The 13,893-nt window shown below is 55.0% G+C and carries 14 protein-coding genes; 7 read left to right on the forward strand and 7 right to left on the reverse strand.

What is annotated here, in order from left to right:
* Positions 1-82: 82 nt before the first annotated feature.
* The 4 genes from OK142_RS15695 to rfbF are packed head-to-tail and all read right to left on the reverse strand — an operon-like array spanning position 83 to position 3,412.
* On the reverse strand, positions 83-1,006 hold the full coding sequence (locus OK142_RS15695; RefSeq protein WP_498683764.1) for an NAD-dependent epimerase/dehydratase family protein: 924 nt from the start codon (positions 1,004-1,006) through the stop codon (positions 83-85).
* Positions 1,003-1,569: a dTDP-4-dehydrorhamnose 3,5-epimerase gene (rfbC, locus tag OK142_RS15700; RefSeq protein WP_498683766.1), complete on the reverse strand. Its 567-nt coding sequence runs from the start codon at positions 1,567-1,569 to the stop codon at positions 1,003-1,005. Before rfbC ends, OK142_RS15695 begins: the two co-directional genes overlap by 4 nt.
* Positions 1,570-1,587: 18 nt before the next feature.
* Entirely contained in the window at positions 1,588-2,637 is a 1,050-nt protein-coding gene (locus tag OK142_RS15705; protein ID WP_498683925.1) for an NAD-dependent epimerase/dehydratase family protein, read from the reverse strand.
* Between the two features lie 4 nt (positions 2,638-2,641).
* Positions 2,642-3,412: a glucose-1-phosphate cytidylyltransferase gene (gene rfbF, locus OK142_RS15710; RefSeq protein WP_498683768.1), complete on the reverse strand. Its 771-nt coding sequence runs from the start codon at positions 3,410-3,412 to the stop codon at positions 2,642-2,644.
* 740 nt (positions 3,413-4,152) lie between these two features.
* On the opposite strand from rfbF, the gene OK142_RS15715 reads away from it, so the two are divergent.
* Positions 4,153-5,916 (forward strand): ABC transporter ATP-binding protein, encoded by a 1,764-nt coding sequence (locus OK142_RS15715; protein WP_498683771.1) that lies wholly within the window; start codon positions 4,153-4,155, stop codon positions 5,914-5,916.
* An 85-nt stretch (positions 5,917-6,001) separates the two neighbouring features.
* Here OK142_RS15715 and OK142_RS15720 read toward each other — a convergent pair whose 3' ends face one another.
* Positions 6,002-6,772, reverse strand: a complete 771-nt coding sequence (locus OK142_RS15720; protein WP_498683773.1) for an IclR family transcriptional regulator — start codon at positions 6,770-6,772, stop codon at positions 6,002-6,004.
* 113 nt (positions 6,773-6,885) lie between these two features.
* Positions 6,886-7,695 (reverse strand): ABC transporter ATP-binding protein, encoded by an 810-nt coding sequence (locus OK142_RS15725; protein WP_498683774.1) that lies wholly within the window; start codon positions 7,693-7,695, stop codon positions 6,886-6,888.
* A gap of 133 nt (positions 7,696-7,828) precedes the next feature.
* Here OK142_RS15725 and OK142_RS15730 point away from each other — a divergent pair, with 133 nt between their 5' ends.
* The 6 genes from OK142_RS15730 to OK142_RS15755 all read left to right on the forward strand — a co-directional run bounded on the left by OK142_RS15730 (position 7,829) and on the right by OK142_RS15755 (position 12,823).
* Positions 7,829-8,632, forward strand: a complete 804-nt coding sequence (locus OK142_RS15730) for an ABC transporter permease (protein ID WP_498683775.1) — start codon at positions 7,829-7,831, stop codon at positions 8,630-8,632.
* Between the two features lie 31 nt (positions 8,633-8,663).
* Entirely contained in the window at positions 8,664-9,653 is a 990-nt protein-coding gene (locus OK142_RS15735; RefSeq protein ID WP_498683776.1) for an ABC transporter substrate-binding protein, read from the forward strand.
* A 62-nt stretch (positions 9,654-9,715) separates the two neighbouring features.
* Positions 9,716-10,465 carry an SDR family NAD(P)-dependent oxidoreductase gene (locus OK142_RS15740; RefSeq protein ID WP_498683778.1) on the forward strand — a complete coding sequence of 250 codons (750 nt, stop codon included), beginning with the start codon at positions 9,716-9,718 and terminating at the stop codon, positions 10,463-10,465.
* A gap of 8 nt (positions 10,466-10,473) precedes the next feature.
* The gene (locus OK142_RS15745; protein WP_498683780.1) at positions 10,474-11,160 is read left to right on the forward strand and encodes a hypothetical protein; all 687 of its coding nucleotides are present in this window, start codon (positions 10,474-10,476) and stop codon (positions 11,158-11,160) included.
* A 10-nt stretch (positions 11,161-11,170) separates the two neighbouring features.
* The gene (locus tag OK142_RS15750; RefSeq protein ID WP_498683781.1) at positions 11,171-12,019 is read left to right on the forward strand and encodes a fumarylacetoacetate hydrolase family protein; all 849 of its coding nucleotides are present in this window, start codon (positions 11,171-11,173) and stop codon (positions 12,017-12,019) included.
* Between the two features lie 24 nt (positions 12,020-12,043).
* Entirely contained in the window at positions 12,044-12,823 is a 780-nt protein-coding gene (locus tag OK142_RS15755) for a 2-keto-4-pentenoate hydratase (RefSeq protein WP_498683784.1), read from the forward strand.
* Between the two features lie 64 nt (positions 12,824-12,887).
* Here the strand turns inward: OK142_RS15755 and OK142_RS15760 are convergent, their stop codons facing one another.
* The gene (locus OK142_RS15760; protein ID WP_216332130.1) at positions 12,888-13,838 is read right to left on the reverse strand and encodes a bile acid:sodium symporter family protein; all 951 of its coding nucleotides are present in this window, start codon (positions 13,836-13,838) and stop codon (positions 12,888-12,890) included.
* Between the last annotated feature and the right edge of the window lie 55 nt (positions 13,839-13,893).

Here is a 13,893-nt window from a genome sequence, read left to right on the forward strand (position 1 = left end):
CCTGCCCAGATTCCTTTCACGCCTGATAAACGCTGTGACTCTACGTGTCGTCATCCTTTTTGGTGTTAGCAACGTCATGTCATCACCGATATGAATTCGCAATCTCGTTCCAGGCACTGGATTCGTCCCAGTTCTTTACGTAATGCGCAGCAGACTGTGTGTTCACCCGCATCAAGGGTTCACTAAAATCAGTCTGCGAACCTAACTCAAGCCGACACTCCATCTGCAATCTCTCCCGCATCGCGATAGCAAACCGCCGAGCGAAATCACCCTGAGTTTCAACATATCCACTAGGATTGAGCTTTGAATTCTTCCCGTTCGATTCAGCTACCTCGGATACGTATTTTACGTATGCGGACGCAAGAAGACGTATATGAATGTTGTCTCGTACGTAGTCTGGTGTGTTAACCCGCGCGGTATCACCCTGTTTCCACGTCCGCATCAAATATGCAACAAACCGGGGCTCTTCAAACGGTCCAAATGGATTAGGGATAACAAATTTTCCAAAAGCCAAATCAAACTCGCGGCAATAGTACTTGACCAATTCTGCGGTAAGGCCCTTGGAAACCCCATAAGGTGAAAATGCAACAAGCGGCAGGTTGCCGGCACCTTCATTTTGTTCGAATACGCTGCCGGTTAAAACAACACCCTTCAAGCCGCCTTCGTGAAGCGTCTTCAGAACCGAACAAATATTGTGCGTATTTTCTGAAAGCGCGCCAACTACGTCGAATTCAGGACTGCGGTAGTTGGCAACCTGCGCCGCGTGATGACACAGGATATCAAAACCACCAGAAGCGATCTGGCAAAACTTCTCGGACCCGAACGGAGCCAACTCGACAACATCAGCTATGCGCTGCAAACGGCGGACGCGCTCCGCGCGAACGCCCTCGCTATATGACGAAAGGCTCCCGCGAAGTGGAGCAACGACCTTTACTCCCGACCCGGCAAGCATCTCGGCAAACCAGTATCCGCTGAACGAGCTGGCACCAGTGAGTAGAACTTTCATTTCACCCCTCGCATGAGCTCCACACCATGGAACTCGGCGTTGAAATCAGGCCAAGCTTTATCTTTTTCGGATATTTCAACCGGTTCTATCGGCCATTCTATTCCTATCGCAGGATCATTGTATCGCACACCTCGCTCGCACTCAGGTGCATAAAAATCGCTGACGAGATATAGAGCTTCAGTGTCATCGGTAAGTGTGATGAATGCGTGCGCAAAACCTCTCGGTACATACATCATCAACCGGTTTTCGGCCGACAACTCCGCACCAAACCATTTACCGAACGTTGGCGACCCGGCTCTCAAATCGACGATAACGTCGTAGAGAGCACCACGAATGGCACGTACAATCTTAACTTCACCCGACGGAGGAAGTTGGTAATGCAACCCACGAAGGGTGCCTTTCTTAGAGCTTAGAGAATTGTTGATTTGAACGAAGCGAGTCTCCAAACCTTCAGCCGCAAACTCTTTCTCGCAAAAGAATCGTGCAAAAAAACCGCGGTCATCACCCCTTTTTTCAAGCTCGATAACTCGTGCCCCATCCAGTGGAGTTTTATGAAAAATCATTTTTAAATCTCCAATGTCTCAGGCGCGCTGCCAACGCAGGTCTTTTCCAAGCCGGCCAGACTCGATGTGACGTTCGAGGGTCTTGAGCCGAATGAATGGAGAATTCCGAAAATCACGGTCACGGAACCCCATTCGTGTCAGGTTAACAATAAGCCGCTCAATCGACTTATCGAGAGAGACTTGCGGAATAAAATCGGGCGCCAACGACTTGAAAAGCGTAAAATCTACTTTGTAGGAGCGCTTGTCAGGCGGGGCATTCGTGTTGATACTGACTTTTGTTCCAGACACCTGCCTTGCGACAGCCTCTGCAAGATCGCGAACCTGATAGTTGTTCTCATCTCTTCCCGCATTAACAGCGAGAAATTGTCCACCGTTAGAGGCTTGCCTTACAACTGCCCAAGAAATAGCACGCGCCATATCCTCGACGTCTATCAGCGGTCGCCACGGAGAACCATCACTAAGCACCGTAATTTCGCCAGACGTAAGCGCTCCCGCGACAAAGTCGTTGAGGACAAGATCAAGACGAATTCGGTCAGAGGCACCGCACGCCGTTGCGAAACGAAGACTCGTCGTGGTCATTCCCTTCAAATCAGTTTGCTTCAGGCGTTCCTCGGTTCCAATTTTAGAACGCGCGTAAGCAGTAAGCGGATTTGTAGGGTCGGTCTCTTTTCGCGCGCCGCCCTCAGCGAAACCATACATGCTGCAGCTAGATGCGAAGACAAAATTCTTGACGCCAGCTTCGGCGGCAAGCTCAGCGATCCTTACACTTGCGTTCTGATTAATATCCTCGGTCACTTGCTCGAACTGATTACCCATCGGATCATTAGATACCGCGGCCAAGTGAACGACTGCATCCACTCCCTCAAGGGTTTCCGGAGGAAATTCGCGGACATCACCAAAAAACTGCCGATCGAGCATCACTTCTGGAAGGTCTTCCGCACCGGTAAGCGATTGCCCGAAATAACCGGCATCAAAGCCAATCAGCTGTACCCCAGGCACATTCTTTTTCAGGAACCGGGACAATACCGGGCCGACATAACCCATGTTTCCAGTAATAAGAATCTTCATCACATCACCACTTTTTCCAGGGAGCTTTGTTCTCAACCCAAAGTTTCTCAAGCATGTTTTTTTCGCGCAGCGTATCCATAGGCTGCCAGAATCCCTGATGCTCAAACGCCATCAGTTCACCGTCTTTGGCAATATTCATAAGAGGCTCCGCCTCCCACGAGGTCGAATCGCCGGCGATGTAGTCAATCGCTTTTGGAGACAGAACAAAGAAGCCACCATTGATAAGCCCCACTTCGCCCTTGGGCTTCTCTAGAAAGCTCCGAACGGCACCATCCTCAATCTGCAGAGCGCCGTAGCGACCAGGCGGTGTCACAGCGGTCACCGTCGCGAGCTTGCCGTGCTCCTTGTGAAAGGCGATACCCTTTGAAATATCAATATCCGACACCCCGTCACCATAAGTGAAACAGAAGGAGTCTTCGTCGCGAAGATAAGGAGCAACACGTTTCAAACGACCACCAGTCATTGTATCGTCGCCGGTATCTATCAAAGTCACCTTCCAAGGCTCCGCCTTGCGATCATGCACCTCCATTGAGTTCGAGGTCATATCGAAAGTAACATCTGACATATGCAGGAAATAGTTCGCGAAATACTCTTTAATCACATAACCTTTATACCCACAGCAGATGATAAATTCATTCACGCCGTGGGAGGCATAAATCTTCATAATATGCCAAAGGATCGGCTTGCCGCCGATTTCTACCATCGGCTTGGGTCGCAAATGCGTCTCTTCCGATATTCTGGTTCCTAGTCCACCAGCCAAAATAACAGCCTTCATGGAGATCACACCTCGATTATTTGCACTACAATCAGCTAGATGCAGTATCCGGGATAAAATGGCAAGCCTCAGCATCCACCAGTTGATGATGAGATGCGACTTCTCCGACTTTAAGATGAATTGAGTGATTAGAGACTTTCCCGGCACGCAAAATTAACTCGGCGCACTGACACACCTGCCTATTTTTAACCTATCAAAATACGAAGCCAATCAATTGATATAAATAAATAAAATTTCTCCCACGTTACGCCGTACCGAACTTGGAGAAGCGCTAAAGCGTTCGAAAAACGGGCCCATTATTCGTTGGTCTTGATATGTAGAGCGCAGGCAAACCCAAAAGTTTCCGCGTAATCAGGCTTGGAAGCTAACGAATCGCAACAGGACATCATGCCAGACAAATTTTCGCCGCATGCTGGCTCTGAGAGAGGTCGCACCTTTCTAAGACACAATAATTTCCATGCAAGTTTACTTTTTCCGTGCCATATGTCGAGTGACCTTGGCCGCCCAGCGAAAGCGCCATGGCCGAAGCGAATGTTGACAGTTCCGGGCTGTAACATTATTTGCTTCGCTCAATATGAGGTTTGTTGCACCCTTGGACGGAAATTCCCCATGTTGATTGCAAACTTCTGACATAGTGAGGGGTGTGTCTCGCGACGAGTTCCAAACAGTTGCTCGTGAATTTAATGTCAACCTTGCGCCCAACCCATTATGGATGTCGAGACTAAAATAAGGATGTTTCGGTGATCGGATCGTTTTTGTCGCCAAACGACAAGAAGTTGCTGACGCGACTTTTTAAAGAAAACTTTAAAAAGCACGTTGGCTGGTATTCTGCAGCAATTGCGGCAATGGTTATCGTTGCGGGGATGACGTCACTTAGCGCCTGGATCATGCGCGATATCGTAAATAGTGTCTACCTGAAGCAGGGTTTTGACGTTGTTCTCGAGATCGCTTTTGCGGTCGCCGCTATTTTTATTATCAAGGGCCTCGCTACCTTTGTACAAAGCTATTATCTCAGTAAAGCAGGCAATAGCATTGTTGCAGAGCAGCAACGCAAAATTTACGATCGGCTTTTGAAACAGGGAGTCTCCTTCTTTCAGAACCTGCCGTCCTCGGAGTTACTTATCCGGGTCACCTACAACGCGCAGTCTGCCCGAAATGTGATCGATACTATTGTCACCTCTTTCGTCCGTGATCTTTTTTCCTTGCTCGGCCTGATCATCGTAATGTTTGCACAGAATTTCCTTCTGAGTGCTATTTCCATGATCATCGGCCCCATCGCGATCTTCAGCGTCCGATTAGTGTTGCGTCGTGTGAGAAAGATAATGGAGGCGGAACTCGCGTCACTTGGCGAAATCGTCAATGTCGTGCAAGAAACAAGCATCGGCGTTCGCGTCATCAAGGCTTTCTCGCTTGAAAAGCTGATGCGTCAGCGTATGAACAAGGCGGTTTCTGATGTGGAGCAACGGTCGAACGGCATCGCCAAGCTGGAAGCAGCAACCAGCCCGATCATGGAAACACTATCCGGTCTCGCCATTGCGGTCGTTATCGCCGTGTCGGGTTACACCGTTCTCGAAAAAGGCGGCTCACCAGGTGACCTGATGGCATTTATCACCGCCCTGCTTCTTGCCTACGAACCGGCAAAACGTCTGGCACGTATGCGAGTCCAGATCGAAGGTGGCATGATTGGTGTGCGAATGATGTTTGAGGTGCTTGACGCCCCGCTCACGCTCACTGAAAAAAACGACGCCCTGCCTCTTCCCAAGGCAAGCGGCAATGTGGAACTAAAGAACGTCGCCTTCGAATATGTTTCTGGCCAACCGGTTTTGAAGGACGTCAGCGTTCTTTTCGAGGGTGGGAAGATGACTGCGCTGGTCGGGCCTTCTGGCAGTGGCAAATCGACCATCATCAATCTCATGATGCGCCTCTACGATCCGCAAAACGGTTCTGTTGAAATCAACGGAATGGATTTGCGTGACGTTTCCTTCGCCAGCCTACGCGAACATGTTTCTTACGTCGGCCAGGAGACCTTCCTTTTCTCAGGAACGGTGAAGCATAATATCTCCGTAGGCCGCGACAACGCCACCGATGAGGAAATCATTGCTGCGGCAAAAGCAGCCAACGCGCATGATTTCATCATGAAAATGCCTGATGGGTATGACAGCAAGCTTGGCGAAAACGGCTCAGGTCTATCTGGTGGTCAGAGGCAGCGCGTTGCCATCGCCCGTGCGATGCTCAGAGACGCGGACATATTGATTCTCGACGAAGCAACGAGTGCGCTCGATTCGGAATCCGAAGCGCTTGTCCGAGATGCGCTTGAGCGGTTGACGTTCAACAAGACATCGATTGTCATTGCTCACCGGCTTTCCACGATCAACCGCGCCGACAAGATTGTCGTTATGGATAATGGTCAGGTTGTTGAGCAGGGAAGCCGTCGCGAGCTGCTCGCAACCGATGGTCTCTACAAGCGCTTGCACAGCATCCAGTTCGATGCGGACGTAGCCTAGTTAAACAACGGATCGAGCGGCCTTGCCGCCCGATTCTTATTAGACAGCCTCGCGATATTTGATACCTTCGGCCAGTTAGTGCCGATTACCAAGCGATTTCCATATCGCTCGCTGACCTCATCAGAAGCGGCAGAATTGCCGCCACCCGTTCATCGGTCAGCCGGGTCAGCGGCGCGGCAACGCTCATGGTGCCGACGACTTCCTTTCCCTGACGGATAGCAACCGCGATTGCCCCTACCCCCTCCTCGGCCTCACCAACCGCGCGGCCGTAACCGAGGCGGGCGACAGCATCCAGTTCCCTGCTGAGTGCCTCGATGGTGTTGATCGCGTTGGCGGCCTGCTGGCCGGGTTGACCGAGTCCCGCCTCAAGCGCGATCCTCAGCGCCCTCTCCCTTTCGAGGCTTGCCAGCCAAATCTTGCCGTTCGCCGTAGCATAGGGAACGATGCCGGCGCTCATATCCGGCTCAAACACCAGACCGGAACGACGGCCGCGGGCTGAACCGACCCAGACAAGCGTGTTGTTCTGCACGGCAGTCAGGCGAACCAGTTCGCGGGTGCGCTCCGCCAGATCGTTGAGGATCGGCTGGCGCAGATCCGATACCTGCAGGCGCGCCAGCTGTTTCTGGCCCACCAGCGCCATGCGCATGGTCAGCGCGTAACAATCGCTTTCCGGGCTCTGCCACGCCCAGCCGTTTTCGATGAGTGATGTCAGGATGCGGTGGCACGCACTTTTGGGAATATCGAGTTGGTGTGCGACATCGGATAGCTTTAGCGGCTCCTCCGCAAGGGCGAGAAGCTCCAGCATAGCGATCGTCCGCTCGACACCGCCGCTTGGTATATTGATCGTCCTGTCCATCTCACTCTCCGGTCGAAGGTGCACGGCCTTTATCGGGATGGAACCCGGGGCGATGCGAAAATAGGTTGTTGCGGCGTCTCTTGCTTCAACGGAAAACAAGAGACGCCGCCGGCTCAGGCATGGCGCTGCAGAATGCCGCGCGAAAGGAATATCTCGGTGATCTCTTCGGATTTTTCGATAAATTCCGGCTCACGTCGCGCTGCCAGTCCGCGTGGACGCGGCATGTCGATCTCCAGTACTTTCTCGATCCGGCCCGGCCGCGGTGTCATGACAATGACGCGGTCCGCCAGAAGAACCGCCTCGTCGATGGAATGGGTGATGAACACCACCGTCATGCGGTTCTTCAGCCAGAGCGCCTCAAGGTCGATACGCATCTGTTCGCGCGTCAGCGCATCCAGCGCACCGAAAGGCTCATCCATCAGCAGCAGCCTTGGCTGAAGCAGAAGCGCCCGCGCAATGGAGGCGCGCTGCTTCATGCCGCCCGACAATTCGTGCGGATATCGGTCGGCAAAGTCCTTCAAGCCGACGGATTCAAGAAGCGCCAGGGCGTGGGGCCTCAATTCCTCCCGGTTCCGCCCGGTCATTTCGGCTGGGAACAGCACATTGTCGATAATCGTTCGCCAGGCCAGAAGCACGTGATTCTGGAAAACGATGCTCATGCCGGGCGGTGGGTCGTTTGAAACGTCACCAAAGACGGAAATCTGGCCGGTGCTGGCGTGCGAAAGCCGCGAGATCAGCCGCATCATCGTTGATTTTCCGCAGCCGGAGGGGCCAACAATCGCCACGAACTCCCCGTCGCCAATCGTCAGATCGAGCTTTTCCAGCGCCACGACCGGCGCATCCGGGTGCCCGAAATATTTGCTGACGCCCTCCAGCAGCACGCCGGGCTCATAGACCGTCCGTTCGTTTTTCTTCTGCAACATGCACTCCTCCCGCTGCATTCCAATTCTATTGTCCTGCCTGAATTACCACTTGACGAAACATCAGTCCATATGGAACATTGTTCCAGAAATTAAAAATTGTCCGCTGAACGGTCGGGCAATTTCGGGAGGAAACATGTTTTCGAAAGTCATGGGGGCCGTCAAAGGCCAAGCCCACACGATTGGCAGTCTCGTGGGCGCTGGGATCGTGTGGGAGATCGCGGTCCGGGCGCTCAAGGTGCCGGAATATATTCTGCCGGCCCCGAGCCGAGTGTTTGCAGATCTTTACAGCAATATGCCCGTCGTATTTACGGCATCGCTCTACACGCTGCAGCCTATGGTGCTAGGCTTCCTTGTCGCGGTGGTCATGGGAACGCTGCTAGCACTTCTCGTGGTCTATTCGCGCGCTTTCGAAGCGATTTTCTACCCGCTGCTCGTGATCCTTCAGATCATCCCGAAGATCGCCATCGCGCCGCTCTTCATCATCTGGGTCGGTTTCGGCCTGCCCTCCAAAATCCTGCTGGTCTTCCTGCTTTCCTTTTTCCCGATCGTCGTCAATTCCATCGTCGCCTTCAAATCCATCGAGCCTGACGTCTACGATCTCGCCAAAAGCTATCGCGCCGGGCGGCTCAAGATTTTCTGGAAAGTGGAACTGCCCGGCGCCCTGCCCTCGCTTTTTGCCGGGTTCAAGGTTGCCGCTGCGCTCTCGGCCACGGCAGCCGTGGTGGCGGAGTTCGTCGCTTCCGATAACGGGCTCGGCTACCTGCTGCTGAACTATAACGGCAACATGAATACCAGCATGACCTTTGCTGTCATCATCGTGCTGAGCCTGCTCGGCCTGCTTCTCTACGGCATCGTGGAACTGATCGAGCGTTTCGCCATCCCTTGGCATGTCTCCCAGCGCCGGGATGATTTCACCGTGGGCAAGAGCGCAACCTGAACCGGGAATTTAATTAAAAAGGGAGGATAAAATGTTCAATCCAATGAAAAAAACACTGGCGGGCAGCGTGGTTGCCCTCGCCGTCAGTCTGGCGGGCGTGCAGTCGGCCGCGGCCGAGGACAAGGTGACGCTGCGGCTCAATTTCCTTTTGAGCGGCGTCCACACCATCTTTTATTACGGCGCCGAGAAGGGCTTTTACAACGATGCTGGCATCGATCTGCAGATCGGCGAAGGCCAAGGTTCGGCACGCACCGTACAGTCGGTCGCAACCGGCGGCGACATGTTCGGTATTGCCGATGGCGGCAGCGTGATAGCCGGTGCCTCGAAGGGCGCACCGGTCAAATCCGTGCTTGGCCTGCTCAACACTTCGCCCTATGCGATGACGTTCCGGGCGGATTCCGGCGTGAATTCCATCAAGGATGTGGAAGGAAAGACGGTTGCGGCCAGCGCTGGCGAGGCATCGCTCGCCCTCCTGCCCGCCATCTGGAAGAAAAACGGCGTGGACGCCTCCAAGGTCAACATTCTGAACCTGGATGGCCCCGGCAAGATCATCGCCATCATGCAGGATCGTGCGGCGGGCATTCTCGGCGGGCTTGAAAATCAGGTGGTAGTTCTCAATTCGAAGGGGCTGCAACAGAAGGTGTTTGCCTTTGCGGAACTCGGCGTCAACACGCAGGGCCTGACGATCATCACCAATACGAAGCTGATCGAAAGCAATGAAGACCTCGTCAAGCGCTTCGTCGCGGCATCGCTGAAATCCATCGAAGCGGCGAAGGCCGATCCAGATGCGGCGGTTGCAGCAGCGGTGAAGGAAAAGCCGACCGGCGATCCGAAACTCCTCAAGGAGCAGCTCGAAATCTCGCTCAAGCTTCTGCCGTCCCCGTCCGCTCCCTCCGCCCCGCTGGGCGAAATGGCAGCCTCCGACTGGCAGCAGACGCTCGACCTGATGAAGGAATATCAGGACATCAAGACCGACATGCCGGCAGATGCCTTCTTCACCAACGGCCTCATCGCCAAGTAAGCGCAGACGCTCCCTGTCCGGCGGATGCCGCCGGGCTGGGATGCGGAACAATGGTTTAAAACATGTCCACATATTATGATTTAGAGGGCAAGGTGGCGGTTGTCACCGGCGCCGCGGGCGGCTTCGGCACCGCCATCAGTCAGCGCCTTCGCGATTGCGGGGCAACGGTCGTTCATTGGGATCTGCCGGCTTCCGTAAAACAGGGCCACTTCGCGGGTCTTGCGTCATCCGGCGTCGACATCACCGAACAGCAAAGCATCGACGTGGCTGCTGCCGAACTGCGCAGCCAATTCGGCAGGCTCGATATTCTCGTCAACAATGCCGGCATCGTCGGCAACATCGCGCCGCTCTGGGAAATCCCGGTGGAGGAATTCCGCAAGATTATCGACGTCAATCTCTTCGGTTCGTTTCTGGTCTGCCGCGCCCTCGTGCCGCTGATGATCGAGACGGCGAAGACGAGCCGCTCCGGCCGCATCGTCAATGTCGCTTCCATCCAGGCGAAAGAGGGCATGCATCAGGCGGCCGCCTACAGCGCCGCCAAGGCCGGGCTGGTGGCACTGACGAAAAGCCTCGGCAAGGAACTGGCAACATCGGACATCCTCGTCAATGCCATCACACCCGCCGCTTCCATGACGGCGATGAGCATCGATGCGCCAAAGGAACGGCTCGACGACATTCTCTCCCGCATCCCGATGCGACGTTTTCTCGAACCCGCCGAGGTCGCCAACATGGTGGCCTGGCTCTCTTCTTCCGAATGCAGTTTTTCGACCGGCGCGGTTTTTGACCTGTCCGGCGGTCGCGCAACATATTGAGGTAACCTATGTCTCTTTTGGGAAAGGCCGTCGTCGCCATCTGGAACGACATCTTGCCGGAAGGCCGCGAAAACTTTATCGAATGGCACAATCGCGAGCATATTCCGGAACGCGTGGCGATCCCCGGTTTCCTCCGTGGACGCCGTTATGTCGCCGAACAGGGCACACCGGAATATTTCACGCTTTACGAGGCGGCTGATGCACAGGTGCTGGTAGGGCAGCCCTATCTGGAGCGGCTGAACAGCCCCACGCCCTGGACGAAAAAAACTACCGCCGACTTTCGCAACACGACGCGCGGCGTGTGCAACACCGAATATTCGCATGCATGTGGTGACGGCGGTTTCATCGCCACCTTCCGGTTCGATGCCGCCGATGAGCGGAAGACAGAGCTGCAATCGGCGCTATCCGAAGCACTGACCGAGATCGGTAAACTGAACGGCGTCAGCGGCGTGCATCTGTGCATCGCGGACAATGGCGCAAGCAGCCTTGAAACCGCCGAGCGCAAAGGACGGCAGGTGGGCGTACCCAACTGGATCATCCTGATCGAAGGCGGCTCGGCCCTTTCCGTCACAAACGCCAGCGACGCATTGGCACAGAAACTGTCGAAACAGGACCTCACGGGGGCAGTGGAAAGCGGGCTTTACCGGCTCGAATTCTCGCTTGGCGAAAACGCCCTTCAGCAATCGGCCGCATAAGGAAAACAACATGAAACTTCTCCGTTATGGCCCAGCCGGTCATGAAAAGCCGGCAGCAATAGATGCCGAAGGCAATATCCGCGATCTCTCGTCCGTTATCACCGACATCACCGGTCAGACGCTTTCCCGCCGTTCCCTGGACGATCTCCGGAAAATCGATCTCTCGTCGCTTCCCATCGTCTCACCCGATGTCAGGATCGGCGCTTGTGTCGGCGCAGTCGGAAATTTCGTGGCGGTCGGCCTGAACTACAGCGACCACGCACTGGAAACCAACACGCCTATTCCGGAAGAGCCGGTGCTGTTCAACAAGCACACCTCCTGCATTTCCGGCCCGAATGACCCGATTGTGCTTCTGAAGGATTCGGAAAAGACCGACTGGGAGGTGGAAATCGCCTTCGTCATCGGCGAACCCGCCTACAACGTCAGCGAAGAGGAAGCGCTTTCCGTTGTCGCCGGTTATTGCGTCTGCCACGACGTTTCCGAACGCACCTTCCAGACCGAGCGCGGCGGCCAGTGGACCAAGGGCAAAAGCGGCCCGAGCTTCGGACCACTCGGCCCATGGCTTGTCACCCCGGATGAAATCGACGACGTGCAAAACCTCGGGCTGTGGCTCGATGTCAACGGCCAGCGCATGCAGACCGGATCGACCGCAAAGATGATCTTCCCGATCGTCACGCTCATCTCCTATATCAGCCGTTTCATGCGCCTCATGCCCGGAGACGTGGTCACGACCGGCACGCCGCCCGGCGTCGGCCTTGGAATGAAGCCGCCGGTCTTTCTAAAAGCTGGAGACGTTGTTGAACTCGGCATTGATGGCCTTGGCAAACAGCGCCAAATCGTGACAGCATTCCGCAAATAAACGGCGGCAAGGACGATGACGGGAATGGTGGCGATCGAAAGACTGGCCCAGGGCCTTGTAAAAGCGAGCCAGCACGGCACGACGATTCCTCTGGCAACGCTTGAGGCGGATGGCGCCGTTCCAGGTAGTTTCGCAGAGGCCATGGCTGTTCAGCGCGCTTTCGTGGAAGCCTCGGGGAAAACCGTCGAGGGCTGGAAGCTGGCGATCCGGCCGGATGGCGAGGCGATAGGCGCACCGATGCTGGATTGTTACCGGGTCGATGCGGATAATATCGCCGATGTTCCCGCAAAGGGCATTGAAGGCCTCGAGGTGGAAATCTGCTTCACGCTTGCGTCCGATATTCCCGCTTCAAAGGGAACTCCGCTGAGCAGAGCCGATATAATGCGGCATATAGACAGGGTTCACCTCGGTGCCGAACTTCTCGGTTACCGGCTGACCGAGAAAAATCAGGTTCCTTTCCCCCTTTTCCTGGCGGACCGTCTCGCCAATCACAGCTTTGTTCTCGGGCCGGAGATTGATGCGGCGATCGTTGATACCTTCGGACAGAGTGTCGGCGCACCGCCGCATCTCACGGTGACCGAAGGCGAAAACGTCCTTTTCGATGTGGTGGTGAAACACCCCAATATCGATCCGCTCGCCCCGCTCGTCGCTTTCGCCAATTCTCCCCTCAACAGGGATGGAACGCTGAAACGCGGGCAGATCATCACCACCGGCAGCCTTTGTGGCGCGATAGCAACCAGCCTTGCCGCCCACACCTATATCGACATGAAATCGATCGGGGCTTTCACACTTTCATATTCGTGATTGTCCGGAACAACCTGTTCCGGACCACTTGCTACTACCATCGGTAAATCTTGTGCCGGCGAGCTTATCCAGCCCTCGTCTCGGCATTAACATCCACGCGCCCCGAAAACCAGTTGGCCAAAAGCGCGCCCGAAATATTGTGCCAGACGCTGAAAATGGCGCTCGGAACAGCAGCAAGCGGCGAAAAATATGCCGTTGCAAGCGCTGCACCTAGACCGGAATTCTGCATTCCCACCTCGATGGCGATTGCCTTGCGCTTGGCGAGAGAGAGGCCTGTCGCCTTTGCCGCGAAATAGCCAAGCAGATAACCGAGGCCATTATGGAGAACCACGACAGCAAATATCATCAGGCCGGACTGGACGATCGCGCCCTTCGATGCACCGACGACAGCGGAAACAATCAAAACGATGCCCGTGACGCTGACAAGCGGTAACGCTGGCACTGCGGCCTTGACGACGCCCGGCAACAGCTTCTGCAAGGCGGCACCCAGGGCCAGCGGCACCAGCACGACCTTGACGATGCTCAGGAACATTGCCCAGCCATCGACCGGCAGGAACTGGCTGGCGAACATCCAGACAAGGAATGGCGTCACCAGGGGAGCAGCAAGCGTCGTCACCGAGGTACAGGCAACAGACAAAGCGACATCACCCTTCGACAAATATGTCATGACATTGGACGATGTGCCCCCCGGGCAGCAGCCAACCAGAATAACGCCTGCCGCCACTTCCGGCGGCATCGGAATGAGCAGGGTCAGCAGGACCGCGAGCAGCGGCATGATGAGGAACTGCCCGAGCACACCGATGGTAACATCGACCGGGCGCCTCACGACTTCACGAAAATCATCCACCGACAGGGTCAGTCCCATGCCGAACATGATGATCGACAAAAGCGTGACGATCCACGGCCCGATCTGCTTGAACGTGTCAGGGAAAAAGAAGCCGAGGACAGCAAACAGGATAACCCAGCCGGCAAATGTCTTGCCGACAAAAGTCGAGATGGTTGCCAAAAATTTCATGTCCTCACTCCAAAAGTTAAAAGCCGTCGCGATCTCTAGTTGAAGGGCCTCATGT

It is taken from the genome of Agrobacterium sp. BT-220-3, from assembly GCF_025910175.1.
GTDB classification, from domain to species: Bacteria; Pseudomonadota; Alphaproteobacteria; order Rhizobiales; family Rhizobiaceae; genus Agrobacterium; species Agrobacterium oryzihabitans.